This is a genomic window from Nioella sp. MMSF_3534 (assembly GCF_030732985.1).
Taxonomy (GTDB): Bacteria; Pseudomonadota; Alphaproteobacteria; order Rhodobacterales; family Rhodobacteraceae; genus Nioella.
Genome location: NZ_JASHJX010000004.1, coordinates 79,881 through 104,439, shown reverse-complemented (window position 1 = coordinate 104,439; position 24,559 = coordinate 79,881). Strand labels below are relative to the sequence as shown.

The following is a 24,559-nucleotide window of genomic DNA, read 5'->3' as shown; positions in this document are numbered from 1 at the left end:
AATTCAATGTCCGACGGTCTGAACATGTCGCGCCGCATCCGGCGCACCCCCTACACGGATCGCGTCGAAGCCGCCGGGGTTCGCGGCTTTTCCGTGGTCAACCACATGCTGTTGCCCAAGGCGTTCCAACCGAGCGTCGAGGAGGATTACTGGCACCTGCGAGAGCACGTGCAGATCTGGGACGTGTCCTGCCAGCGGCAGGTACAGATCAACGGCCCGGATGCCGCACGGCTGGTGCAATGGATGACCCCGCGCGATATCTCGAAGGCGAAGGTCGGTGATTGCCTCTATGTGCCGCTGGTCGATCACAAGGGCGGGCTGGTCAATGACCCGGTGCTGCTGAAACTGGCCGGGGACCGGTTCTGGCTGTCCATCGCCGACAGCGATGTGCTGCTTTACGCGCTCGGGCTGGCGCTTGGTGCGGGGATGAAGGTGGAGATCGAGGAACCCGACGTGTCGCCGCTGGCGGTGCAGGGGCCGAAGGCCGAAGACTTGATGGCCCGTATCTTCGGGGACAGCATCCGCGAGGTCGGGTTCTTCAAATTCGCCCGGTTCGATGTTGAAGGCACGTCTCAGATCATTGCCCGATCCGGCTATTCCCGGCAGGGCGGCTTCGAGATCTACCTTGAAGGCGGGCATCTTGGCCCGGCCCTGTGGGATCGGATCTGGCAGGCGGGTCAGGCATTCAACATCACCCCTGGCTGCCCCAACCTGATCGAGCGGATCGAGGGTGGGCTGTTTTCCTACGGCAACGAGATGACACGCGAGAATTCTCCGCTGGAACTGGGGCTGGCCAAGTTCTGCAAGCTGGACGGGTCCGTGAACTGCCTGGGGTTGGCGGCATTGCAAGACCTTGCGCACAAGGGCGTTTCACGGGAAATCCGCGGGCTGCGCTTTGACGGCGGGCCGGTTCCCACCTGTTCCACCCCGTGGCCGGTGATGGTGGGCGACAGGCAGGTCGGTCAGATCACGTCGGGCATCTGGTCGCCGCGCTTTGGCCAGAACGTGGGCCTGTCCCTGATTGACAGAGACTATTGGGACATCGGCCAGCCGGTGCGCGTGCTCACGCCTGACGGTATGGACCGCGAGGGCGAGATCGTTCCGCTGCCGATGGTCTAGGATCAGCTTGCAAAGCTGTTGGCCAGCTTGACCCGCTGATCAAGCTGTTCGGCCAGAATCTCGGAGAACTCGGCGGCCTGGCGGGACAGCCGCGCGCGGCCCCCGCAGACAATCGAGACGTAATAGGTCAGGTTTTGCAGGATCGGGCGGAAGGCCACCCCGCCCATGCGCACCGCCTGTTCCGCCGAAAACGGATCGGCAATCGCCAGAACACCGGTTTCGCGTACCAGAGCCGCCGCCACGGGCATGTTGGTCGAAGACAGTCGGGATCGGGATTGCAGCTTTTGCGACAGGCTGCTGTCCATCGACATCATGGCATCGGGGAAGGCGCCGCCGAAGGTCACGAAATCCTCCTGCTCGGCCAGGATTTCCAGGTCGACGGGACCGGCCAGACCCACCAAAGGATGATCTTCGGGCATGAGGCAAACATAGGGTGCGGCCGTCTGGAAAAGGGTTTCCACACCGTCATAGGGCGGTTGCCGCCCGACCACGCCCAGATCGAACTGATGCAGCTGCACCGCGTCCAGAATGGCCGGGGTATTGCGGGCGTGGATCATCACACGGATGTCTGGGTATCTCTGGATCAGGCTGTTGACGGCGCGCGGCAGTTCAATCGTGGAAATCGATTGAATCGTGCCAACCGAAACGACGCCCCCGCTTGTCGTGCGGATGCTGTCTGCCAGATCCTGAAGCCGGTCGACCCCCACGAACATGCCTTCCACGGCCTGATAGAACGTCCGCGCCTCTACCGTCGGGATCAGCCCTCGTCCGTTTCTCTGGAAGAGGGCAAAGCCGACGGACCGTTCCAGATCCGCGATCAGCCGGCTGACGCTCGGTTGCGAGACATGCATCATCTCGGCGGCTCCGGTGATGGACCCGCAACGGATGGTGGCCCGAAATGCCTCGAGTTGGCGCAGATTCATGTCTTGGGTCCTGTATCTGGCAACAGCGATTGCAAGGGACGCTGCCATGATCAAGTCATTTTGCGTATGCTTGCTGGACTTTCATAGAAATACCAAATGCAACTTGTCAACAAAACAGGGCAACCTTCCGGGGTGAACGCCGCCACCGGGGGGGATGATGACCGTGCTCCGCGCTCTGGCTGCAAGCCATGCTGGTGCGCCCGACTGTGCCCTTTGCGCAAATCCCCGGCGTCGTGACAGGTTTGGCGATTGCAGGGGCGCACGGAATTTCGCACCATCGGCTCCGACAGGCAGAAGGGCATGGTATGGACCCCAAGATCATCATCTGTGGCACTGGCCGCGCGGGTACGACCCTGCTGGTGCGCATTCTGACCGTGGCGGGGATGGATACCGGCTTTAAACCGCGCCGATTCAAAGGCGTGGAAGAGAACCTCGGTCGCGCCGGGCTGGAAAGGCCTGTCAGGCGGCACAACGTGGACAAGCTGCCGATGGTGGTGAAATCGCCTCAGATCGTGGATGTGCTGCCGCAGCTTCTGGCCGAAAGCTGGTTTCCGGTCGGACTGGCCATCATCCCGATGCGAGAGCTTGGCTCTGCCGCCAACAGCCGCCGACAGGTCCGCGAGCGGGCAATCGCGGCGGGCGAAGACCCGGACATGGCACCGGGCGGACTTTGGAAGACCGATCAGGCCGAGAACCAGCACTGGGTTCTGGCCGAGCAGTTTTACCGCACGCTGGAACCGCTGGTTGCGGCTGAAGTGCCGGTTGTGACGCTGTCCTTCCCGCGCTTTGCCAGGGATGTTGACTATTTCGACCGGGTGCTCGGCGCAGAGCTGGAAAGGCGATACGGCGTGGATCGCAACAGGCTGCGCGCCGCCCATGCGCAGGAATGCAACCCGACGCTCATCACCGCTGAGGCGACGGCCCTGAAAGACAGCCCGTCATGAGATGGGACAAGCTGGCCGAGCATCAGATCCGCAAGGCCGAGGCCGAGGGGCAACTCGATGACCTGAAAGGGGCGGGCAAGCCCCTGAAGCCGGAGACGGGCGAGAGCGCCGATGCGGCAGGATTTCGGATCATGCATGAAGCGGGCGTTGTCCCGCGAGAGATCGAGTTGCGCAAACAGGTGGAGGCTCTGACAGCGAAGCTGAGGGAAACCCCGGCGGGCGCGGAGCGCGAGACGATCGTCCGGGAACTGGCGGGTGTTCAACTGAGGCTCGACATCGAGCAGGAAGCGCGGCGCAAATACATGCGCCATGACTAGCAGCAGGAAAGAGGGCTGACATGGACCTGTCGGACGGACGCGCGTTCAGCGCGGATACCATTGTGGCGCTGTTCACAGACACCTTTGCCGCCTCGGAAGGGGCGGAGGAAGGCGCGCTGATCGGGGGGCTGGTGGAACAGTTGCTGAAGACACCGGCGCAGGAGTTGCGCGTCTTCACGGCCGCTGACGCGGGTCAGCTGATCGGCTGCATCTGCTTTACCCGGCTGACCTACCCCGAAGACCCACGCCACGTGATGCTGCTGTCCCCGGTCGCGGTGGCAACGGCGGCGCAGGGCAAAGGCGCGGGGCAGGCATTGATCACGCATGGGCTGAACGCACTTCGGGCCGAGGGGGTCGACATGGCCATCACCTATGGCGATCCGGCGTTTTACGGACGGGTCGGGTTCAAAGCCCTTACAGAAGAGATGGCCCCGCCGCCCCTGCCACTGAGCCACCCCGAAGGCTGGATCGGTCAGTCGCTGTCTGGGGCGGATCTCTCACCTCTGAAGGGGCCATCCTCCTGCGTGGCAGCCCTGAACAAGCCCGATTATTGGTGACAGATCTCAGAGCCGCCCGATGCGCCGGAGTTCCTCGACCGTATCGCGGATGCTGGTCTCGGTGCTGACGGTCGGCTGCCAGCCGAGCACATCTTTCGCCCGCTGGTTGGACGAGGCAAAGTAGCGCCCCCGGTTCAGCACCGCAAACTCTGGCGTGATCAAGGGCGGTGCCCCGATCAGGCGGCTGGTCATGCGGTTCATCAGCGGGGCGATCGGGTACATGAACAGGGGCACGGTCATCAGCGGGCGACCAACGCGCATTCCCTGAGCGCGCAGGATGTCGATGATCTCATCAAAGCTCGGGAACCGGTCATTGCAGAGGATGAACCGGCCCGACACATCCTGTTCCGCCGCCCGGATATGCCCGTCCACAACGTCACGCACATCGACAAAGGGCATGACGCCCTTGAACGAGCCCATACGCAGGGCCCCCTTGGCGATGGCCTCGATGAAATCGGTGGATTGCGTGGGTTTGTGGAAGGTACCGCCGAAGATGCCCGCAGGCAGGACAGAGACCATGTTCACGCCAAGCTCCGCCGCCAAGTCCCAGGCCCGTTTCTCGGCCAGGGTCTTGGCGCGGATATAGGGAACGCTCAGGTCTTCGGTCCAGTCGGCTTCGCTCTTCCTGTCCTCGGGCGAGGTGCCGAGCGGCAGGGTGACGGTGGATGAGGTCAGCACAACCTTGCGCACGCCACTGGCAGCAGCCGCCCGGATCGCAGCCGTTGCGCCCTCGACCGCGTCGCGCACCATTTGCGCATCCGCGTCCGCGCCGGAGGTGACATAGCGATAGGTCGCGGCGACATGGTAGAGCAGGTCTATGCCCTCAGTGGCAGTGCGGAACCCATCGGCATCCTGCACGTCGAGCGACACGATATCCTGCACCCCAAGCGCCCGGAGCGGGGCTGACTTGGCCGGATCATCCGCATCGCGGACCGAAACCCGCAGGTCCGTGCCACGGCTGACCAGTTCCTTCACCAGATTGAACCCGACATGACCATTCGCCCCGGTCACCAGCACCTTGCCCATGATACGCCCCTTCCCATGCAACCTTGGGTGGCAAGTCTAGGCGCGGGATAGCGAACATGGCAAAGAAAAACCCCGGCGGGATCGAACCTGCCGGGGCTTTCTGTTTCTCAGCTATAGGCCAGCTTAGGCCAGCGCGCCTTTCGCCTGGTCGACGATGGCGCCGAATGCTTCGGGCTCGTGCACGGCGAGATCGGCCAGAACCTTGCGGTCCACTTCGATACCGGCCAGCGCCAGACCGTTGATGAAGCGCGAATAGGTCAGCGATTCGTCATGGGCGCGAACAGCCGCGTTGATGCGCTGAATCCACAGGGCGCGGAACTGACGCTTGCGGGCCTTGCGGTCGCGGGTCGCGTACTGGTTGGCCTTGTCGACGGCCTGCGTCGCGGTGCGGAAGTTGCGGCTGCGGGCACCGTAGTAACCCTTGGCGGCCTTGACGATCTTGCGGTGACGGGCGTGGGTGGTGGTGCCGCCTTTAACTCGGGACATTGTCAGGCCTCCTTAGCGTGCGTAGGGCATGTAACCCTTGACGATCTTTTCGTCAGGGGCGGACAGGATCGTGGTTCCCCGCGCGGTGCGGATGAACTTGGTGGTCCGTTTGATCATGCCGTGGCGCTTACCCGCCTGGCCTGCTTTGACACGGCCGGAAGCCGTGACCTTGAAGCGCTTCTTGGCGCTCGACTTGGTCTTCATCTTGGGCATTTTCGTCTCCAGTTCATTGGCTACGTTCTGGCGCGACTCGGCATGCCTCTCGGCCGGCCGCACCGGTTGGAGCGCGTCTGTTACCGACAATCCGGGGACAAGGCAAGGGGGTCAGTTCATCACTCGTGACAGGACCGAGATGAACGCATCGGGCACTTCACGCCAGCCACTCGGGTCGTCGAGCGACCAGTAGGCATAGACGAACACGCCAACACCCGCCGCCAGCGCCCCAATCGCGATGGTCGGAAACTCCCCGTCCGACCAGACCGACAGGGCCGAGGCGATCGAAAAGAGGATCACCAGGGTCGAGAGGGTCAGCAGGATGTCGGGGCTCAGGATCATTCCATATCGGTCGACATGATCAACCGCTCGTCACAGGGGGCGACGCGGATGATATTCGTTGTTCCCTGCACATTGAAGGGGACACCGGCGGTGACGACGATAAAATCGGTTTCCGTGGCAAAACCAGCGTCCCGCGCGGCACGCGCCGCAGAAGTCACGGCCATCTTGAAGCGCGTGAGTTCGCCCGTCAGGTAGCAGTTCGTGCCCCAGGTCAGGCACATGCGGCGGGCCACATCGACGATGGGGGTCATGACGATGATCGGCACGCGCGGACGTTCACGGGCAACAAGGGACGCCGTGCCACCCGATTGGGTGAAACAGCAGATCGCCTTGATATCGGTGGTTTCCGCGATTTCGCGGGCGGAGGAAACGATGCCATCGGCCACGGTGGATCGAGTGACCTTGCGGCTTGATTCGATGATGTCGCGATAGGTCGAGTCGGCCTCGACCTCTACCGCGACATTGTTCATGGTCGTCACCGCCTCGATCGGATAACCGCCCGCAGCACTTTCGGCAGAGAGCATCACTGCATCGGCACCTTCATAGATGGCGTTGGCCACGTCGGTCACTTCGGCGCGGGTCGGAACCGGGCTTTCGATCATCGACTCGAGCATCTGGGTCGCCACGATCACCGGTTTGGCGGCGGCACGACAGGCCCGGACAAGCCGTTTCTGGATCGGCGGCACCGCCTGCACGGGCAGTTCCACACCCAGATCGCCCCGCGCCACCATGATCCCGTCAGAAGCGGCGAGGATCTCGTCAAATGCCTTCACCGCCGCCGGTTTCTCGATCTTGGACAGGATCGCGGCGCGGCCTTTGGCCAGCCCGCGGGCCTCCTCGACATCTGCGGCGCGCTGCACGAAACTGAGTGCCAGCCAGTCGACGCCAAGCTGGCAGACAAACTCCAGGTCCTTGCGGTCCTTGTCGGACAGGGCCGCCAGCGGCAGCACCACATCGGGCACGTTCACGCCCTTGCGGTTGGAGATGGACCCGCCTGCGATGACCTTGCAATTGGCGAAATCCGCGCCGCAATCTTCCACCTGCAGCTTGATCTTGCCGTCATTGACCAGAAGGGTCGAGCCCGGTTCCAGCGCCGCGAAGATTTCGGGGTGGGGCAGCTGCACGCGGGTATGGTCGCCCTCGGCCTCATCCAGATCGAAGCGGAAGGGGGCACCGTCTTCCAGTTCATAGGGGCCATTTGCGAAGACACCGCAGCGCAGTTTCGGGCCCTGGAGATCGGCCAGGATGGCAATCGGGCGACCTGTGTCCTTTTCCACCTGACGGATGATCGTATGGCGTGCGCGGATTTCCTCGTGGTCGCCATGGCTCATGTTCAGGCGGAACACGTTGGCCCCGGCCTCGAACAGCGCGCGGATCATCTTGTAGTCGTTGGAGGCAGGCCCGAGGGTTGCCACGATCTTCACGTTGCGCAGGTGTTTCATGATCGGTCCCTCGTTTCGCCTTCGACAAATGTTAGCGCTAGCATTTCGGTTGCGGCCCTTATGTCCCAATTCGCGGAACATGACAACTGGCACTCGCGTCTAACCTGTCATATGTCCCTTTTGTCTATGAAGGATAACACGGAAATGACAGCCCCTTTCCACATCGAAGGGCAAGACCGCGCCTCTCGTTGGCTGATCACCTGCGACCATGCCTCGAACCGGGTGCCCGATTGCGTGAGTGGCGGCGACCTGGGTCTGCCGGAGGCGGATATGAACCGCCATATCGCCTACGATATCGGCGCGGCGGGGCTGTCCCGGGCCTTGGCGCGGGAAATGGGCGCGCCGGTGATCCTGTCGGATTTCTCGCGTCTGGTGATCGACCCCAACCGGGGGGAGCATGACCCGACTGTGCTGATGAAGCTTTATGACGGGTCGATCATCCCGGCGAACCGGGGGGCCGATGCGGCGGAGCAGGAGCGGCGGCTCGCGGCCTTTCACCGGCCCTATCACAACGCGCTGACAGAGCTGGCCGCGCGGCGCGATGATACGGTCTTGCTGGCCGTCCACAGCTTTACCCCGCAATTCAAGGGGCGCGAGATGCGGCCGTGGCATGTGGGGGTGCTCTATGCCGAGGATGAGCGGTTGGCGGCCCCGCTGCTGGACCGCCTGCGGGCTGAGGCCGACATCTATGTGGGAGACAACGAACCCTATTCCGGCCACCTGCCCGGCGACAGCATGGACCGCCACGGGGTGGAACCGGGCCGCCCGCATGTGCTGATCGAGCTGCGCAACGATCTGATCGCAACGCCGGAACAGCAGGAACATTGGGGTCAGCGTCTGGCCCCGATTCTGGAAGGAGCCCTGACCGATGCCGGTTGCTGAGAGGAGCTTGAATTGCCCCATCTGACACTTCAACATTCTGCCAATGTCGCCGTGGATCAGGCGCTGTGTGAGGCCCTGTTTCAGGCACTGGCCGCCTATGATGCCATTCCGCATCCCGAAAGCCTGAAAATCAGAACCCTGCCCTGCCCCCATTGGCGCATCGGGACCGAGCCGCAGAGCTTCGCCCATGCGGACCTGTCGCTGCTGCCGGGCCGGGATGATCCGACCAAGGCCGCCCTTGCACGATGCGTGCTGACCGTGCTGGAATCGCACCTGCCCGAGGTTGGTTCTTTGTCGGTCGACGTGAAGGACCTGAGTGCCGCCTATACCAAGCGCGTCTTGTGAGAAGGAGATCAGAGATGGACGACCAGACCCGTATCGAGATCGAGGCCGCCGCCTTCCGCCGCCTGCGTCAGCACCTGATGGACGACCGCCCGGACGTGCAGAATATCGACCTGATGAACCTCGCCGGGTTCTGCCGCAACTGCCTGTCCCGCTGGTATCAGGAAGCCGCGAATGAGCGTGGCATCGAAATGACCAAGGACGAGGGGCGCGAGGCCTATTACGGCATGCCCTATGACGAGTGGAAGACCCGCAACCAGTCTGAGGCCAGTCCCGAGAAGCAGGCCGCCTTCGAGAAGGCCTTTGCCGAGAATGTGCTGAAGAAGGGCTGAAGCCCTCTAGCCAAGCCAGGAAAAGGCGCGGGACAGGAACGTATCGGCCTTGTCCGTGACGGGCGTGCCATGGGCCATGACCACCTGTTTCGGCTGCCACGTCCTGATCTGTTCGAGAGCGACGCGGGCGGCGGTTTTGTCCCGCGTGGCCATACGGAACTTGCGGGGCACCTGTGGCTCGCCCCCGGTCATCAAGTCCAGCCACGCCATCAGCCGCCGCCAGCCGCGATACCAGCCCTTCGGCATCTGTTGCAGCAGGTCGGTGAAGAGGACCGTGCCGCTGTCGCGGTGGAAGAACACGACCTCATCGGCGATGGCATTGGGGAAGATCACCTGATCAATCTGGCCTGACCAGTCGGGATGCGGAGTGTCGCCCAGATCGCTGGAGAAGTGCAGATCCCCCCGCTTCGCCCGCAGCCCCGGCGCGGCGTGCAGCCGGACTCCGGGACTGAAATGCACCCAATCCGAAAGCGCCATGTGATGCAGCCGGTTGGGCGCGACGATGTGCCGAACGGGGCCGAGCGGCTCCAGCGCCTCCAGCAGGGCGGGGGTCAGGCGCACAGGCGACCAGAGCCAGAGGCCGCCATCGGCTAGCTGCACGACGGCCATGCGCGTGGGATAGTGAAACCCCGCCGCCGCCCGGATATCCGGTCCCTCGACCAGCCAGAGGCCAGGGCCAAATGGGATCAATGTCATCGCGTTCCTCTCGCTGGTCTCACGGGTGCAGAGCAGATCACAGGCGCTGCGACAATGCCACCTGATCCGTGCGGTTGAAGACATCGCCCCCCAGGACTAAATGCGCCGCATTGACAGTCCTCATTGCATGAGACGCGCCATGGACAGACGCCTTTTCCTCGCCTTCGGCTCCGCCGCCGCCTTGGCCCTTGCCGCCGCGGGCTTTCTCTTCGGGCGTGGGCGAGAGCCGGAAAACCTGACCCTTGCGGCCCTGTCGGGCGATGCGCTGGCCCAGGACGATTCGGTCCTGCTGGTCGATATCCGCCGCCCCGAGGAATGGCAGCAGACCGGCGTGATCGACGGCGCGCTGTTGATCACCTATGCGGATCGCGACAGCTTTCTTTCCGCCCTGCGTCCGCATTTGCAGGACGGGCAGAGCCTGGCGCTCATCTGCCGGACGGGGAACCGCACGTCGCGCGCCACGCGGCAGATTGCGGAGGCGGTTGACGCGCCGGTCATTGACGTGGCGGGCGGCATGGTGCGGGTTCTGCGCGAGGGCTACAGCCCCGTGGCGCCAACGCGGGATATGGGCTGCACGGTCTGTTGAGGGCGCCAACGCGCTTGAAGCGCGTTAAAGGGCCTTGCAAGGCCCTTCCAAGCGGTTTGCAAACCGCTTTGTCGCCCTACACTTCCGCCATCGCGGGCCGGTAGAAGGCGGGCTTGTCGGGCGCGCTCAGCTCCGGTGCGTACCGATAGCCACCGGTGTCGAAGTCGAGCATCGCCTCGGGGTCTCGCAGCCGGTTCTGGATAATGAAGCGGGCCATCGCGCCGCGCGCTTTCTTGGCAAAGAAGCTGACCACCTTGGGTCCGCCGGGCTTTTCCTCCAGGAACTGGGGCGTGATCACGCGGGGGCGCAGAACATCCGGCTTCACGGCGGTGAAGTATTCCACCGAGGCGCAGTTGATCAACGTCTCAGTGTTCAGCCGGTCCGCCTCGACATTCAGCGCCTCGGCGATCTGGCCACCCCAATAGTCATAGAGCGACCGGCCCCGGTCGGTCTTCAACCGGCTGCCCATCTCCAGCCGGTATTCCTGCATCGCATCCAATGGGCGCAGCAGCCCGTAGAGGCCCGAAAGAATACGTAGGTGATCCTGGGCATAGGCCAGTTCTTCGGCGTCGAGGCTGCCCGCCTCCAGCCCCGTATAGGTGTCGCCCGCAAAGGCCAGAACAGCGGGGCGCTTTTCGGCGTGTTCATGGAACCGGGCAAAGCGGTCGCGGTTCAGTTTGCCAAGGCTTTCGCTGATATGCATGAGCTTTTGCAACTCGGCCACGGACAGGCCCTGCGCGACCTCTGCCAACCGGTCGGCATCCTCCTGAAACATGGGCGCGGTCATTTCCACATCCCGCGCGGTCCAGTCCAGCTTCTTCGCCGGTGAAATCACGATCAGCATTCGCTTCCCCTTATCACGTCGAGAAACGCCGGTCCGAAGCGTTCCAACTTCAAATCCCCCATGCCCTGGATCCGCGCGAGCTCTTCCAGCGTATCCGGGCGGCGTTCGGCGATCTGGCGGATCGTGGAGTGGGTGCAGGAGAGGTATTTCTCCGTCCCCATCTCGCCCCGCGCCAGTCCCACCTGCGCCTGCATCAGTTGGTCAAATATAGGGCCCGCATCGCGCCCGGCCAGCTTGCGGCGCTGCGGATGGGCCTCCTGCGGCGTTTCGCCGGTGATGACCTCCAGAAATGTCGTGCCGTAGCGGTCGAGCTTGGTTGCGCCGACGCCGCCCACCTTTGCCATCTGGTCGAGCGTCGCGGGCCGGGTTTCGGCCATCTCGATCAGCGTCTTGTCGGTGAAGATTACATAGGCGGGCACCCCAGCCTCCTCCGCCAAGGCCCGGCGCTTGGCCTTCAGCGCCGACAGCAGCGGCGCGTCCTCCTCGCTGACCAGCATCTTGACGGCAGGGCGGCGCGCGGCCTTGCGGATCGTGTCGCGCCGCAGCGTAATCCCTTCCTCGCCGCGCAGGATGGGGCGGGCCTTGTCGGTCATGAACAGCGCGCCGTGGCGGTCGGGGTCGGGGCGCACGAGGTCATGGGCCGCCATCTGCCGGAACACTGCCTGCCAGCCGCGCCGGTCAAACTCCGTGCCGACGCCGAAGGTGGGCAGCGCATCGTGGCCCCGCTGGCGGATCTTGTCGGTATCGGCCCCGATCAGGATGTCGATGAGGTGCCCCGCGCCGAAGCTTTCCCCGGTGCGCAGCATGGCCGAGAGCGCCTTTTGCACCGCGACGCCGCCCTCGAACAGGTCCGGCGGGTCGTTGCACATGTCGCAATTGCCGCAGGGCTCCGGGTCTTCTCCGAAATAGCCAAGCAGAACCTGACGACGGCAGCCGGTGGCCTCGGCCAACCCAAGGAGCGCGTTCAGCCGGGCATGATCGGCGGATTTGCGGTCCGGCGGGGCCAGCCCCTCGTCGATCTGGCTGCGGCGGAAGCGGATGTCGTCGGGGCCGAATAGCGTCAGTGTATCGGCAGGCGCCCCGTCGCGGCCCGCGCGACCGATTTCCTGGTAGTAGGCTTCGATGGATTTGGGCAGGTCCGCATGGGCCACCCACCTGATATCGGGCTTGTCCACGCCCATGCCGAAGGCAATCGTCGCCACCACGATCAGCCCATCCTCCTGCGCGAAACGGGTTTCCACGTGGCGCCGGTCCCCGGCCTCCATCCCGCCATGGTAGTGGCAGGCATTGTGCCCCGCCTCGCGCAGCGCCTGCGCCAGCGTCTCGGTCTTGGCCCGCGTGCCGCAATAGACGATGCCGGACTGCCCCTTGCGGGCGGCGGCGAAGGCGAGGATTTGGTTACGCGGCTGGTTCTTCACGTCAAAGGCGAGGCTGAGATTGGGCCTGTCGAAGCCACGCAGGAAGGTTTCGGGCGGGTTTGCCTCGCTGAAGAGGCGGGTGACGATTTCGGCCCGCGTTTCGGCATCCGCCGTCGCGGTGAAGGCGGCAAGCGGCACATCCAATGCCCGGCGCAGGTCGCCGATACGCAGGTAGTCGGGGCGGAAATCGTGGCCCCACTGGCTGACGCAATGGGCCTCGTCCACCGCGATCAGGCTGACGCCCGCGCGCGACAGCATCCGTTCCGTCCCGCCGGATGCCAGCCGTTCGGGCGCGAGGTAGAGAAGCTTCAGCGTGCCCTCTTCCAGCCCTCGCCAGACCGCATCGGTTTCTTCCTCGGTATTGCCGGAGGTCAGCGCCCCGGCCTCTACCCCGGCCTCGCGCAGGCCCCGCACCTGGTCGCGCATCAGCGCGATGAGGGGGGAGATGACGACGGTCAGCCCTTCGCGACACAGAGCAGGCAGCTGGAAACACAGCGACTTGCCCCCGCCCGTCGGCATGATCGCCAGCACGTCGCGGCCAGCGGTCACGGCCTCTACGATCTCCTCCTGCCCGGGGCGGAAGGCGGAAAACCCGAAGACGGAAGATAGCAAATCGGAAGGGGCCGGCATGGGGTCGGTCGGACTGCTCTGCTGTGTTCTGATTGCGCCGGACGGTCGCATATTGTGGGCCGGGGGACAAGGACCGCTAGGGGTGGTTGCCTAGGCTTTCCGCAGGTCAACCAGCCCGTGCAGATGGGTCAGCGGCAATTCCGGCACGGGTTCGGCCACCACGCCGCCAAATCGTGCCTCGTGCACCAGAACCGGGCGGTCATGGATCAGGCACAGAACGCGGGTTGCGTCTTGCCATTCCTCCTGCCCTGTGGCGCGCCAGACCAGCCCGCCGCCGAGGGACGCGTTGGCGAACTCCAGCGCTTGCCCTTTGCCAGTGCGGGCCATTTGCAGACAGCCCTGACAGAAATGCCAGGGGTAGCGGGGGAAGGCCTTCTGCGCCGCGCCGCAGCCGGGGCAGTGATGCTCGGGCAGGATCATTCTGCGGCCTCTTGCAGGCCAATCAGCACCGGCACGGCGTACATGCTGTCGAAAATCTCTGCCCCCTTGGCCTTCAGCGCAGCACCGTCGCCATGGGGCGCATAGCCGAGGCAGCGCATACCGGCGCGGGCGGCGGCGGTCGCCCCGGTGGCGCTGTCTTCCAACACCACCGCGCGGTCGGGGGTTACGCCGAAATGGGCGGCGGCGGCGAGGTAGAGGTCGGGGTCGGGCTTGGCTGTCTTCAGGGTATGGGCAGAGAATATCGCCCCCTTGAACCGTTCTATCAAACCATTCTGGCCAAGCGTGATCTGCATCTTGTCCTCACTGCCGTTCGATCCGACGGCATAGGGGATGCGCGCGGCGTCGAGATGGTCCAGCAATTCCGGGATGCCGGCGATCACGTCGACCCCTGCGCGCAGGGCCGCATAGGTTTCGGCATATATTTCATCGACCCAGTCAGGCGGAAGGTCGGCCCCCATCCGGCGCGCCTGCTCCCCCACCCCACGCATGGTGCCGCCGACGAACAGTTCCATGCTGCGTTCCAGGGTCATCGGCAGCCCGTGCCGGGTCAGGTTTTCGGCCAGAACCCGGTTCGACACGGTCTCGCTGTCCACCAGCACACCGTCGCAGTCGAAGATCACCAATTCGGGGCGGGTCATTCGGGGGCTCCTTCACGGCGCAGGATGGTGATCAGCGTGTCGCCATAGCGGCGCTGGTCCAGCTGCTCATACCCTTCGGGCGGGATGGGGGCGGTGTTTTCTTCCCACACGATCAGCGTATCGGGGGCCAGCCAGCCGCCCGCGATCGCCGCCGCCAGCGCCTTTTCCCCCAGCCCCTTGCCATAGGGCGGGTCGAGGAAGATCAGGTCGAAGGGCGGTTGCTGCGCGTCGCCCAGTTTGGTGGCATCGCGGCGGAACACCTTGGACGTGCCCTGCGCGGAACACAGCCCGATATTCTCGCGCAGAAGCGCCCGTGCCGTGGTGCCGTCATCGACGAAACAGGCAAACGCCGCCCCGCGCGACAGCGCCTCCAGCCCGAGCGCGCCGGTCCCTGCGAAAAGGTCCAGCACGCGGGCGCCGGTCAGCGGGTCGCCATAGCCGCCATTCACCAGCAGGTTGAACAGGCTTTCCCGCACCCGGTCCGACGTGGGGCGTAGATGCGCACCCGCATCACCCTTGCCGACAGAGGCGAGCCGCTTGCCCTTGTTCTTGCCCGCGATGATCCTCACGCTTTCAGCAGTGCCTTCAACTCGGTCGCCGGATCGGCCACGGCGGATTTGTCGGGCGATTTGCCCATGGACAACAGCCGCTTGCCCACCATGTAGCCACGCGGGTCGTTGATGGCATCGACGGCCAAAAACTGGTCGCCCTTGTAGTACCAGAAGGACAGGGTGTCGTCGGTTTGCCGCGTCACGATCTCGTCGTAGCCGGTATTCAGCCCCGCGATTTGCAGCTTGGTGTCGTACTGGTCGGACCAGAACCACGGCTCTGGCACGTAGTCCTTGCCCGCGCCCATGATATTCGCCGCCACGCATTCGGCCTGATCAATGGCGTTCTGCACGCTTTCCAGCCGGATGCGCGCGCCCTTGTAGGGGAAGGACGCACAGTCGCCCGCCGCCCAGATGGACGGGTCGGAGGTGCGGCCATGGGCATCTGTCTTGATGCCATTTTCCAACTCGACCCCGGCCATTTCGGCGGGGCCGGTGGCGGGGACGATGCCGACGCCCACGATCACCATATCGAGCGCCAGTTCGGACCCATCGGACAGAACCGCGCCAGACACGCGGCCCTCACCGGTCAGGTGCGACAGGCCCACGCCCTCGCGGATGTCGACGCCGTGGGATTTGTGCAGGTCGCGGAAGTAATCCGAGGTCTGGGGCGAGGCCACGCGTTGCAGGATGCGGTCGGCCATTTCGACAAGCGTCACCTGCATGCCCTTCTTGGCGCAGACGGCAGCGGCCTCCAGCCCGATATAGCCGCCGCCTACGATCAGCACCCGACGGCCCCCGGTCACTTCGGGGGCCATGGCGTCCACGTCCTTCAGGTCGCGCACGGTAAAGACGCCCTCCAAATCGCCGCCGATGCTGGCGGGCAGGCGGCGCGGGACGGATCCTGTGGTCAGGGCCAGATGATCATAGGACAGGGTTTCACCCCCGGCCGTCACGGTCTTGGCCGCCGCATCAATCGCCGTCACCGGCTGGCCGAGTTTCAGGGTAATACCATTATCGGCGTAATAGGCCTCTGGCCGCAGGAACAGGCGCTCCTTCTCCATCTCACCCAGAAGGTAGGCCTTGGACAGCGGCGGGCGCTGATAGGGCGGGGCCTCTTCCGCGCCGATCAGGGTGATTTGACCCTCGAACCCCGAGGACCGCAGCTTCGCCACCAGCGACGATCCGGCCTGACCGGCCCCGATCACGACGACATGTGACATGAAATTCCTCCCGCGCTCTGGCACCAGCCAGCCATTGATCTATATCGCTTGCGTAAACCAATCAGCCCACGAGGAAAACCATGGCGATTAGTGTCGGTGACAAACTGCCGGAAACCACCTTTCTGATCTTCGGTGAAAACGGCCCCGAGGCCGTCGAGCTGGCCCCGAAACTGAAGGGCCGCAAAGTGGTGATCTTCGGGCTTCCCGGTGCATTCACCCGCACTTGCGACGCCACCCACCTGCCCAGCTTCATCCGCACCCGCGCGGGCTTTGCCGAAAAGGGGGTAGACGAGGTGATCTGTGTGTCGGTCAACGATCCCTTCGTCATGGCGGCCTGGGGCGAGTCGAGCGGCGCGACCGAGGCGGGCATCACCATGCTCGGCGATCCGTCGGCAGAATTCACCAAGGCCATCGGGCTGGACTTCAGCGTACCGGCAATCGGGCTTCTGGACCGCTGCCAGCGCTTTGCGCTGCTGGCCGAAGACGGAGTCGTGAAGGTGCTGAACCTCGAAGAGGAAGGCGGCGCCTGCAAGCTGACCGTGGGCGAGGAACTGCTGGAAAAGATCTGAGTCCGGCGACAAGCTTCCGGCTTTCCCTGTCGGCCTCGGGTCACCCCCGGGGCCGTCGTTTCTTGTATGAACCCGAATGCGTAGGTGACGGAAACACTTGCCAGAATCACAACATGCATCTCTAGTTTCGTCACCATAGAGAGAATCATGTCGCAATGATTGTTGTGATCGGACGCAGCCCCGGACACCCACATGCCAAGGCGCATGTGTACTGGCCACCCCCGCACTGAAAACGGGGCGTGTTGAAAAAACGCGTCAGACCATCCGAATTCCAAAATCAATTCAAGTGAGTGATCACAATGACTCATGCTGTAGACTGCGCTGAGAAGCGCATGGTTCAGGTGTCGTGGAACGACGGGCTCGACGCCGTGTTTCCCTACATCTGGCTGATCGACAATGACCCTGCCGGGTTCCACCCGGATACCAAGGAACGGGCCTTCGACCTGACCACGGTCAGCGACGATACGGTGCCAACGGATGTGCAGATTGTCGGGAACACGCTGTCCGTGTCCTGGTCCGGCACGCCCGGTCAGAGCGAGCTGGACCTCGACTGGCTGCGCGAACATCGCCCGGGCCAGCGGCGGGCGGATCCCGCGATCGTGGCTGCCGAAACCTGGCGGTCCGACCTCGGGGCCGATGGGGTGCCCCGCTGGCGCGCCGAGGACATCGCCACCTCTGACGAGGCGCTGAAGGGCTGGATGACCGATACCCGCAAATATGGGCTGTCGATCATCGAGGGGCTGGACGACAACGCCGATGCCGGGTGGAAGATCGCCGCCCGCATCGCCTATCTGCGCATCACCAATTTCGGGGACGGGTTCGAGGTGAAGTCGATGCCAAACCCGACCAACCTGGCTTTCACGGCGCTGGCATTGCCGCTGCATACGGACCTGCCCTATCAGGAATGTCCGCCGGGCTACCAGTTCCTGCATTGCATTGCCAACGAGGCCGAGGGCGGCGAGTCGGTCTTCTGTGACGGCTTCGCCGTGGCCGAGGATTTCAAGGCCCGCCACCCGGAACAGTTCGACCTGCTGACGCGCGTCGCGATCCCCTTCCGCTACCACGATGACAAGGACGATATCCGCAGCCGGCATCCAATCCTTGTGACGGACACGGATGGCGAGATCGCCGAGATCTGCTTCAACGCCCATATCGGCGATGTGGTGGACCTGGAGCCCGAGCAGCTGGTGGCGTTCTACCCGGCCTATCTGAACCTCATGCGGCTGATCCGTGACCCGTCCTATGCGGTGTCGCTGAAACTGCGGGCAGGAGAGATGGTCGTCTTCGACAATCGCCGCGTGCTGCACGGGCGCAGCGCCTTCAACCCCGACAGCGGTTTCCGGCATCTGCATGGGTGCTATGTGGACCGGGGCGATTTCGACAGCAAGCTGCGGCTGCTGGGTCGGGCCTGAGAAAAGCAGCCCCGGCGATTGTCGGGGCCACGCCTTGCGCGCATGGCGCGGTCGGGGTCCTGCACTGACCCGGTCATTTGGTCACCCGGCCAGCGCATCCATCTTCTTTGCCAGTTTCACATCGCGCTCGCTCAGTCCCTCCACGTCATGGCTGGTGAGCGTGACCTCCACCGTCTTGTAGACATTAGACCATTCCGGGTGGTGGTTCCATTTCTCGGCCCAGAGCGCGGCGCGCGTCATGAAGCCGAAGGCCTCTATGAAATTGCGGAAGGTGTAGGTCTTGGCGATGGCATCTCGGCCCTCGACCATGTGCCAGCCGCTTTCCAGCAGCGGCGCAAGGGCGGCCTCCCGGTCCTCTTCGGTCAATTTGTCGGTCATTCCTGTTCCTCCACCTGCGCTTTGCGAAACGGCCCATAGGCGGTGAGGATCTCGATATCCTCTTCGACCGCGGCGCGTTCGGCCTCCAGATAGTTCTCGACCGCCTCGGAAAAGCCGGGATCGGCGATCCAGTGCAGGGAATGGGTGGGCACCGGCAAATAGCCCCGCGCCAGCTTGTGTTCGCCCTGCGCGCCAGCCTCGACACGGGCAAGCCCCCGTTCAATCGCGGCGTCTATGGCCTGATAATAGCACAGTTCAAAATGCAGGCAGGGGTGATGTTCCATGCAGCCCCAGTAGCGCCCGAACAGCACGTCGCGCCCGATGAAGTTGAGCGCCCCCGCCACCGGCACGCCCTCCCGAACTGCCAGCACCAACAGAACGTCATCGCGCATGGTTTCCTGCACGAGGTCGAAGAAGCTGCGCGTCAGATAGGGGCTGCCCCATTTGCGCGCGCCGGTATCCTGATAGAAGTGCCAGAACGCATCCCAATGCTCCGGCCGCAGATCATCACCGGTCAGCGACACGATCTGCCCGCCGAACCCCTGCGCCTGCGCGCGTTCCTTGCGGATCGTCTTGCGCTTGCGTGACGAGAGCGAGCCCAGGAAATCGTCGAAACTGCCATAGCCCGCGTTTTCCCAGTGGAACTGCTGCGTGGTCCGGCGCAGCAAACCGATCCGCCCACCCGCCTCTGCCTCCTCCTGAGTACAAAAGGTGATGTGTAGCGAGGACAGGCCGCTATCCTCGGCCACCTGCACCGCCCCCTGCACCAGCGCGGCACGGCCCACATCCTCCCATCCCGGTCGGGTCAGAAAGCGCCGCCCGGTGGCGGGGGTAAATGGCACTGCCATTTGCAGCTTGGGGTAATAGCGCCCTCCCGCCCGATCAAAGGCATGGGCCCAGTTGTGATCGAAGATGTATTCGCCCTGGCTGTGCCCCTTGGCATAAAGCGGCGCGGCGGCGATCACCTGCCCCGCTGCCCGCGCCATCAGATATCGCGGCTGCCACCCCGTGCCGGGTCCGACAGACCCGCTGTCTTCCAGTGCCTTCAGGAACCGGTGCGTGGTGAAGGGATCGGCGGGCGGGCCGCCCTCACTGGCTTCCGGGCAGGCGCAGGCATCCCACTCTTCTGCCGGAATATCCGACAGGCTGGCAAAGGCCGTGATCTCGATTGCGGTGTCGCCGTCCATGATTGCCCTGTCCTATGTCCCCTCAGAAGATGGGCCTGGGCGCGCGAAGATCAATCATCAAGGTCGGGCGACATCCGAATCAGGCCAAAGCACAGCCCGGCCATGATCACCAGACCAACGGCCCCGGCCAGTGGCAGGGCACTGATACCGTCCTCCGCCATGTAAAGGCCAAGCAGGATAAGCGCCGCCATATCCAGCGTCAGGGCGGTCGCCGCAGAGCTCAGCGCCGTGACAAGCGCCGCGAAGGCCAGAACCGGGATCACCAGCGCGAGGGACGGCCCGTCCACGGCATTCAGGGCAACCCGCAACTCCCCCCGGAACGCCGACAAAAGCAGCACAAAGGTCAGCACCGCAACAAGGCTGTGGGTCGTGCGCAGGATGGTCATGGAAGATACCCCTCAAATGTCACATTGTCCGCGATCCGTCGCGTCTCGGCCTCCGCCTCCGGCGAGCGGATCGTCCAGCACAGAACCGGGATGCCACGCGCCTTCAGTGCTGTCACCGCCGGGTCGGACAGATCCTTGTGATAGTGGCTTATGAAACAGCAGCCTGTCGCGTCAAATCCGTCGAGGGCCCGAAACCGGTCCAGAATTTCCGGCCCAAGCGGCGCCCATTCCGGGTCGCCGTAACTGCCGCTGGTCAATCCGCGCGGGACATCGGGGGCGGCTTTCGCCAAGGCCGCAACCGAGGCGGGGTTGAAGCTCATGACCGCAACCGGGCCATCATAGCCTGCCAGATCGGCGGCCACGGCCCGTTCCAGCACGCCATCCACCGGCCCCATGAATCGCGATTGCTCCTTGATCTCCAGCAGGAGAGGCGTGCGGCCTGAAACCAATGCCAGCACCTCGGACAGGCGCGGGATGCGATCCTCGCTGCCAGTCAACGCAATCCGTCCCAGCTCCTCCGCGCTGCGCCGCTTCACCTGTCCGGTTTCTCCGGTCACGCGGTCCAGTTCATAGTCGTGAAAGACCATGGCCACGCCGTCCGACGAAATCTGCAGGTCAAGCTCCAGCCCATAGCCCGCATCGAGCGCCGCCCGCACCGCGGAAAGCCCGTTTTCCGGGCGCCCCTTGGTCACGTCATGCAGCCCCCGATGCGCGATCGGCGCAGCCAGGAAGGCAGGGTGCAAGCTCATGCGATCTGGAAGATCCCCTCGATCTCCACCGCCACGCCAAGCGGCAAGGACGCGGCGGAAACGGCGGATCGACTATGACGACCGGCATCCCCCAAGGCCTCCACGAGAAAGTCAGAGGCCCCGTTCACCACCTTGGGCTGGTCGGTGTAGTCGGCGGTGGAATTGACGAAGCCGGTCAGCTTGATCACCCGCACCAACCGGTCCAGATCTCCGCCACAGGCCGCCTTGACCTGCGCAAGAAGGCTGATCGCGCAACGCCGCGCGGCGGCAGCCCCTTCTTCGGTTGCCATGTCATCACCGACCTTGCCAGTGATCAAACCGTTCTCGTCGGTGGAAATCTGCCCCGAAACATAGACGATGTCGCCCACCACCACGAAGGGCACGTAATTGGCCGCCGGGGCCGGGGCATCGGGCAGGGTGATCCCCATCTCGGCCAGTCTGGCCTCAAAATTGCTCATCTCGCACCTCTTCGCGCTGAGTTTCCGTCGCGCCGCACCCTAGGGGTCTCCCGCAGCCCCGGCAAGCATCCGAACACGCCGCAAAGGGCCTGAATGCGACCTTCTCTTTCATCTTGGACCAAATACCTCCGCCGGAGGCGTCCAGCCTCAACCACGCCGAACAGCCCCCGCACCGGTGAACCGCCCGGTCCACGCCTCCGCGGCAGCACGCGCCGAGGAGGTCCCCGCGCAAGCGGGGGGTGACGAGGCGCGTTCGCGGGTCGACGCGCGATGCGCGGCGAAACCCCTTATCCCTCGCGGAAGGCCCGGTTGAAGTAATCCGAGAGCGGACGCAGGAGGTAGGCCATTGGCGTGCGGTCCTCGGTGAGGATGAAGGCCTCGACCGGCATCCCCGGCAGCAGCGTCTCGTCCTCCAGCCGCGTGGCCTCACCCTCGTTCAGCACGATCTCGGCCGCGTAGTAGCTGACGCCGGTGTTTTCATCCACGAAGGCATCCGCAGACACCTGCCGCACCTGACCGAACAGTTCGGGCGTGGTGCGCGCATTGAAGGCGGGGAACCGCAGCACAACCTCCTGGCCGACAAAGACCTCGTCGACATTCGTCGGCGCGATCCGGGTCGAAATGATCAGTGGCCGGTCCTGCGGCACGAGGAAGAGCACCGGCTGTGCCGCCTGCACGACCGACCGGGCACCGAACACGGCAAGCCCGTAGACCACCCCGTCAACCGGTGCGCGAATCTCCGTCTGTGCCAGTTGCCGGCTCAGGGCACGGGCCCGCTCGGCCAGTTCCGCCTGCTCCACCCGCACTTCGCGCAGCTGCGCGATGGCCTCCTCCCGGCGTTCGGTTTCCAGCTGCAGGATCTGCAGGTCGATCTCCGTGATCCGGCCCGCCGCTTCCGCCGCGCTCGCCTCCAGCTCCCCGATCGTGCCAAGCAGGCGCGCGCTTTCCCGGCGCAGGGCCAACCCGCGAGAGGCCTCGGCCAGCCCCCGGTCGATCAGGTCCTGGACGCTGACCAGTTCCAGCTCCACCAGCTCTCGCTGATCGGTCAGGGCGGCCCTCTGGGCCGCGATGCCGTCCAGCTGCGCACCGATCTGCTCGGCGCGCCGGTTCAGCTGGTCGGTGGACTGGGTCAGGGTTTCGACGCGTGCGGCAAAGAGGTTGCGCTGGCCTTCCAGAAGCTCCGCCAGATCCGCATTTTCAGCGGCGGCTTCCAGCAGGTCGGGCGGAAAGGTGATCTCGGTCGCGAGATCGCGCTCCGCTTCCAGCCGGGCCTGCCGGGCACGCCATTCGTTCAGTTGCGCATTGGCCACGGACAGGCCCGATTGCAGATCGGACGGATCCAGCCGCAACAACACATCGCCTTCCGCCACGCGCTGCCCCTCGATCACGTCGAGCGTCAGAACCACGCCGCCATCGGGATGCTGCACCGCCTGCCGGTTTCGATCGACCTCGATCTGGCCCGAGGCAACGACAGCCCCCGCGATGTTCGACAGGGCCGCCCAGGCCCCGAAGCCACCGACCAGGGCGACAAGCGCCAGCATACCCAAGGCGATCGGCCCCCGGACGGACCAAGCCTTGCTTGCGGTATCGTCGGACATCAGCTGATCCCTCCCTGCACAACCGGCATTTTCGCGGCCCCAAGCACCTGATCGGCGTTGCGCAGCACCTTCTGAAGGATCTCGTCGCGCGGACCGAAGGCCCGTGCGCCGCCATTGTCCAGAACCAGCAACATGTCGCATTCGCGGATGGCCGCCGGGCGGTGCGCCATGATCAGAACGCCGTTTCCTGCCGCCTTCATCGCCTTGATCGCCCGGTTCAGCGCCTCTGCCCCGTCATTGTCGAGGTTGGAATTGGGTTCATCCAGCACCATCAGCACCGGATCGCCATAGAGCGCCCGCGCCAGACCGATCCGCTGGATCTGCCCGCCCGACAACCGGTTGGCGCCGCTGATCATCCGCGTGTCGTAGCCTTCGCTCTGGCGTCGGATCAGCGCATCGGCATCCGCGCGCTGTGCCGCCTCCACCACCTTGGCGGGGTCCGGCTCCGCCTCCAGCCTTGCGATGTTTTCAGCCAGCGTGCCATCAAACAGCGTCACCGTTTGCGGCAGGTAGCCGATCAGCTGGCCAAGCGTGTCAGGGTCGTACTGGTCCAGCGTCGCGCCATCCAGGCGGATCTGTCCGCCTGCCGGTTTCCAGACACCGGTCAGGGCCTTTGCGAGGGTTGATTTCCCTGCCCCCGAAGGCCCGATGATCCCGACGGCCTGCCCCGGCTCCACCTTGAAGGTCACGCCGCGCAGCGTCGCTTGTGCATGCCCCGGTGGCACGACCGAAAGCTGGTTGACCTCAAGCAGCGCCTTGGGCCGTGGCAGCGGCAGGCGCACCGGGTCCGGCCGTTCCTCGGTCAGCAATTCCTGTAGGCGCTGACGCCCCTCACGGGCTCTGGCGATGACCTGCCATTGGCCAATGACCAGTTCAATCGGGGCCAAGGCCCGGCCCATCAGGATCGAGCCCGCAATCATCGCCCCTGCGGTCAGTTCCTCCTGCAGCACCAGATAGGCCCCAAGCCCCAGCATGGCCGATTGCAGGAACAGGCGCAGGGTCTTGGTCAGGGTGGCAAAACCGCCCACCTTGTCAGAGGCGGACATCCCTTGCCCAAGCGCCTGTTCACGCACAATCTTCCAGCGCGCCAAAGCCCGCCCCTGCATGCCAAGGCTGCGCACAAGCTCTGACTCGGTCTGCAACTGCCCGGCCATCCGGTCCGCCATCAGCGACGCCCCTCCGGCCTGGCTGAGGGGCCCCGATGACCGCGCCTTGTTGAGAAGCGTAATCAGCACAAGCGTCGCCCCGCCAGCCAGCCAAGCCACGGGTGAAACACGAAAATCGCCAGCACGAAAAGCGGCGTCCACGGCATGTCGAACACCGCCAGGAACACGGGCGAGGACAAGAACCGCTGGATCGCCTCCAGATCCGTCAGGCCGGTATGCTGCTGTCCTGTGCGCCCGGCCCGCGCCAGCGTGGCCCTGAACACACGTTCATCCAGCCGATCCTGCAACCGCGCGCCAACGCGCGCCGCGACCCGGCCACGGGCGTAGTCGAGAATACCCATGATCAGGAACAGGAACGTCACCAGAATGGACAGTGCCAGCAGCGTTTCCTCTGACCGGCTGCCAAGGACACGGTCATAGACCTGCAGCATGTAAAGCGGGCCGGTCAGCATCAGCGCATTGGTGAACATGCTGAACAGGAAGACCGCCCCGATCAGCCGTCCATTGCCGCCACTGGCAAGCCGCAGCTCATCCGCAGAGGCGTTTCGGCTGGATTGTGCCTGTCTCGTCATCTTGGTGTCTGCCTCGCTGGTGAATCCGCTTTTGCGGTTCCACTAATTGTTGACTGCCTTGCCACATAATCCATCAAAAACGGGAAATCTGCCATTGCCCTCTGGCCCCCACCTTTGTTTTGAGGTGAGAGACCT

Annotated in this window: 29 protein-coding genes and 1 pseudogene; 10 read left to right on the top strand and 20 right to left on the bottom strand. The window is 64.5% G+C overall.

What is annotated here, in order from left to right; all coding sequences use genetic code 11:
* Positions 1–6 precede the first annotated feature (6 nt).
* The gene (locus RBB16_RS03005; RefSeq protein ID WP_306044728.1) at positions 7–1,119 is read left to right on the top strand and encodes a dimethylsulfoniopropionate demethylase; all 1,113 of its coding nucleotides are present in this window, start codon (positions 7–9) and stop codon (positions 1,117–1,119) included.
* Positions 1,120–1,121: 2 nt separating this feature from the next.
* On the opposite strand, the gene RBB16_RS03000 is transcribed toward RBB16_RS03005, so the two are convergent.
* Positions 1,122–2,042 carry a LysR family transcriptional regulator gene (locus tag RBB16_RS03000; RefSeq protein WP_306044727.1) on the bottom strand — a complete coding sequence of 307 codons (921 nt, stop codon included), beginning with the start codon at positions 2,040–2,042 and terminating at the stop codon, positions 1,122–1,124.
* A gap of 305 nt (positions 2,043–2,347) precedes the next feature.
* Here RBB16_RS03000 and RBB16_RS02995 point away from each other — a divergent pair, with 305 nt between their 5' ends.
* From RBB16_RS02995 to RBB16_RS02985, 3 genes are read left to right on the top strand one after another with little or no spacing between them, the layout of a single operon-like run.
* Positions 2,348–2,986, top strand: coding sequence for a hypothetical protein (locus RBB16_RS02995; protein ID WP_306044726.1), 639 nt, complete (start codon positions 2,348–2,350; stop codon positions 2,984–2,986).
* Entirely contained in the window at positions 2,983–3,303 is a 321-nt protein-coding gene (locus RBB16_RS02990; RefSeq protein ID WP_306044725.1) for a DUF1992 domain-containing protein, read from the top strand. The genes RBB16_RS02995 and RBB16_RS02990 overlap by 4 nt, the downstream gene beginning before the upstream one ends.
* A 20-nt stretch (positions 3,304–3,323) precedes the next feature.
* Positions 3,324–3,860: an N-acetyltransferase gene (locus tag RBB16_RS02985; RefSeq protein ID WP_306044724.1), complete on the top strand. Its 537-nt coding sequence runs from the start codon at positions 3,324–3,326 to the stop codon at positions 3,858–3,860.
* A gap of 6 nt (positions 3,861–3,866) precedes the next feature.
* Here RBB16_RS02985 and RBB16_RS02980 read toward each other — a convergent pair whose 3' ends face one another.
* From RBB16_RS02980 to pyk, 5 genes are all read right to left on the bottom strand, one after another.
* Positions 3,867–4,886: an NAD-dependent epimerase/dehydratase family protein gene (locus tag RBB16_RS02980; protein ID WP_306044723.1), complete on the bottom strand. Its 1,020-nt coding sequence runs from the start codon at positions 4,884–4,886 to the stop codon at positions 3,867–3,869.
* Between the two features lie 123 nt (positions 4,887–5,009).
* On the bottom strand, positions 5,010–5,372 hold the full coding sequence (gene rplT, locus RBB16_RS02975; protein ID WP_071689416.1) for a 50S ribosomal protein L20: 363 nt from the start codon (positions 5,370–5,372) through the stop codon (positions 5,010–5,012).
* A 12-nt stretch (positions 5,373–5,384) separates the two neighbouring features.
* Positions 5,385–5,585, bottom strand: coding sequence for a 50S ribosomal protein L35 (rpmI, locus tag RBB16_RS02970; RefSeq protein ID WP_071689548.1), 201 nt, complete (start codon positions 5,583–5,585; stop codon positions 5,385–5,387).
* A 111-nt stretch (positions 5,586–5,696) separates the two neighbouring features.
* Positions 5,697–5,927: a hypothetical protein gene (locus RBB16_RS02965; RefSeq protein WP_306044722.1), complete on the bottom strand. Its 231-nt coding sequence runs from the start codon at positions 5,925–5,927 to the stop codon at positions 5,697–5,699.
* Positions 5,924–7,369, bottom strand: a complete 1,446-nt coding sequence (pyk, locus tag RBB16_RS02960) for a pyruvate kinase (RefSeq protein ID WP_306044721.1) — start codon at positions 7,367–7,369, stop codon at positions 5,924–5,926. Before pyk ends, RBB16_RS02965 begins: the two co-directional genes overlap by 4 nt.
* A 144-nt stretch (positions 7,370–7,513) precedes the next feature.
* Between pyk and RBB16_RS02955 the strand changes: the two genes are divergently transcribed.
* The 3 genes from RBB16_RS02955 to RBB16_RS02945 are packed head-to-tail and all read left to right on the top strand — an operon-like array spanning position 7,514 to position 8,925.
* Positions 7,514–8,251, top strand: coding sequence for an N-formylglutamate amidohydrolase (locus tag RBB16_RS02955; protein WP_306044720.1), 738 nt, complete (start codon positions 7,514–7,516; stop codon positions 8,249–8,251).
* A gap of 12 nt (positions 8,252–8,263) precedes the next feature.
* The gene (locus RBB16_RS02950; RefSeq protein WP_306044719.1) at positions 8,264–8,596 is read left to right on the top strand and encodes a 5-carboxymethyl-2-hydroxymuconate isomerase; all 333 of its coding nucleotides are present in this window, start codon (positions 8,264–8,266) and stop codon (positions 8,594–8,596) included.
* A 14-nt stretch (positions 8,597–8,610) separates the two neighbouring features.
* Positions 8,611–8,925 (top strand): DUF1244 domain-containing protein, encoded by a 315-nt coding sequence (locus RBB16_RS02945; RefSeq protein ID WP_306044718.1) that lies wholly within the window; start codon positions 8,611–8,613, stop codon positions 8,923–8,925.
* 6 nt (positions 8,926–8,931) lie between these two features.
* Here the strand turns inward: RBB16_RS02945 and RBB16_RS02940 are convergent, their stop codons facing one another.
* Entirely contained in the window at positions 8,932–9,621 is a 690-nt protein-coding gene (locus tag RBB16_RS02940) for a DUF4336 domain-containing protein (protein ID WP_306044717.1), read from the bottom strand.
* Positions 9,622–9,760: 139 nt separating this feature from the next.
* Here RBB16_RS02940 and RBB16_RS02935 point away from each other — a divergent pair, with 139 nt between their 5' ends.
* A complete protein-coding gene (locus tag RBB16_RS02935; protein ID WP_306044716.1) occupies positions 9,761–10,207 on the top strand; it encodes a rhodanese-like domain-containing protein in 447 nt (148 codons plus the stop codon).
* 76 nt (positions 10,208–10,283) lie between these two features.
* On the opposite strand, the gene yaaA is transcribed toward RBB16_RS02935, so the two are convergent.
* From yaaA to RBB16_RS02905, 6 genes are all read right to left on the bottom strand, one after another.
* Positions 10,284–11,051, bottom strand: a complete 768-nt coding sequence (yaaA, locus tag RBB16_RS02930; protein WP_306044715.1) for a peroxide stress protein YaaA — start codon at positions 11,049–11,051, stop codon at positions 10,284–10,286.
* Positions 11,045–13,099, bottom strand: a complete 2,055-nt coding sequence (gene recQ, locus RBB16_RS02925; RefSeq protein WP_306044714.1) for a DNA helicase RecQ — start codon at positions 13,097–13,099, stop codon at positions 11,045–11,047. The genes yaaA and recQ overlap by 7 nt, the downstream gene beginning before the upstream one ends.
* A 90-nt stretch (positions 13,100–13,189) precedes the next feature.
* A complete protein-coding gene (locus tag RBB16_RS02920; RefSeq protein WP_306044713.1) occupies positions 13,190–13,519 on the bottom strand; it encodes a hypothetical protein in 330 nt (109 codons plus the stop codon).
* Positions 13,516–14,178, bottom strand: a complete 663-nt coding sequence (locus RBB16_RS02915) for an HAD family phosphatase (RefSeq protein ID WP_306044712.1) — start codon at positions 14,176–14,178, stop codon at positions 13,516–13,518. The genes RBB16_RS02920 and RBB16_RS02915 overlap by 4 nt, the downstream gene beginning before the upstream one ends.
* Positions 14,175–14,747 (bottom strand): 16S rRNA (guanine(966)-N(2))-methyltransferase RsmD, encoded by a 573-nt coding sequence (gene rsmD / locus RBB16_RS02910; protein ID WP_306044711.1) that lies wholly within the window; start codon positions 14,745–14,747, stop codon positions 14,175–14,177. The genes RBB16_RS02915 and rsmD overlap by 4 nt, the downstream gene beginning before the upstream one ends.
* Positions 14,744–15,949, bottom strand: a complete 1,206-nt coding sequence (locus RBB16_RS02905; protein WP_306044710.1) for an NAD(P)/FAD-dependent oxidoreductase — start codon at positions 15,947–15,949, stop codon at positions 14,744–14,746. Before RBB16_RS02905 ends, rsmD begins: the two co-directional genes overlap by 4 nt.
* Before the next feature lie 80 nt (positions 15,950–16,029).
* On the opposite strand from RBB16_RS02905, the gene RBB16_RS02900 reads away from it, so the two are divergent.
* Together RBB16_RS02900 and RBB16_RS02895 are read left to right on the top strand one after the other, a co-directional pair.
* Positions 16,030–16,518 (top strand): peroxiredoxin, encoded by a 489-nt coding sequence (locus RBB16_RS02900; protein ID WP_306044709.1) that lies wholly within the window; start codon positions 16,030–16,032, stop codon positions 16,516–16,518.
* A 332-nt stretch (positions 16,519–16,850) separates the two neighbouring features.
* Complete coding sequence (locus RBB16_RS02895; RefSeq protein ID WP_306044708.1) at positions 16,851–17,930, top strand: TauD/TfdA family dioxygenase; 1,080 nt, start codon at positions 16,851–16,853, stop codon at positions 17,928–17,930.
* An 81-nt stretch (positions 17,931–18,011) separates the two neighbouring features.
* On the opposite strand, the gene RBB16_RS02890 is transcribed toward RBB16_RS02895, so the two are convergent.
* From RBB16_RS02890 to RBB16_RS02860, 7 genes and pseudogenes are all read right to left on the bottom strand, one after another.
* Positions 18,012–18,308 (bottom strand): 4a-hydroxytetrahydrobiopterin dehydratase, encoded by a 297-nt coding sequence (locus RBB16_RS02890; protein ID WP_306044707.1) that lies wholly within the window; start codon positions 18,306–18,308, stop codon positions 18,012–18,014.
* The gene (locus tag RBB16_RS02885; RefSeq protein WP_306044706.1) at positions 18,305–19,495 is read right to left on the bottom strand and encodes a GNAT family N-acetyltransferase; all 1,191 of its coding nucleotides are present in this window, start codon (positions 19,493–19,495) and stop codon (positions 18,305–18,307) included. The genes RBB16_RS02890 and RBB16_RS02885 overlap by 4 nt, the downstream gene beginning before the upstream one ends.
* Positions 19,496–19,545: 50 nt before the next feature.
* Positions 19,546–19,881 (bottom strand): hypothetical protein, encoded by a 336-nt coding sequence (locus RBB16_RS02880; RefSeq protein WP_306044705.1) that lies wholly within the window; start codon positions 19,879–19,881, stop codon positions 19,546–19,548.
* A complete protein-coding gene (locus RBB16_RS02875; protein WP_306044704.1) occupies positions 19,878–20,630 on the bottom strand; it encodes a glycerophosphodiester phosphodiesterase family protein in 753 nt (250 codons plus the stop codon). Before RBB16_RS02875 ends, RBB16_RS02880 begins: the two co-directional genes overlap by 4 nt.
* Positions 20,627–21,088 (bottom strand): RidA family protein, encoded by a 462-nt coding sequence (locus tag RBB16_RS02870; protein WP_071689436.1) that lies wholly within the window; start codon positions 21,086–21,088, stop codon positions 20,627–20,629. Before RBB16_RS02870 ends, RBB16_RS02875 begins: the two co-directional genes overlap by 4 nt.
* A gap of 287 nt (positions 21,089–21,375) precedes the next feature.
* A complete protein-coding gene (locus tag RBB16_RS02865) occupies positions 21,376–22,686 on the bottom strand; it encodes an HlyD family type I secretion periplasmic adaptor subunit (protein WP_306044703.1) in 1,311 nt (436 codons plus the stop codon).
* Positions 22,686–24,424 (bottom strand): annotated as a pseudogene (locus RBB16_RS02860) (type I secretion system permease/ATPase). The gene RBB16_RS02865 and the pseudogene RBB16_RS02860 overlap by 1 nt, the downstream one beginning before the upstream one ends.
* Positions 24,425–24,559: the final 135 nt, after the last annotated feature.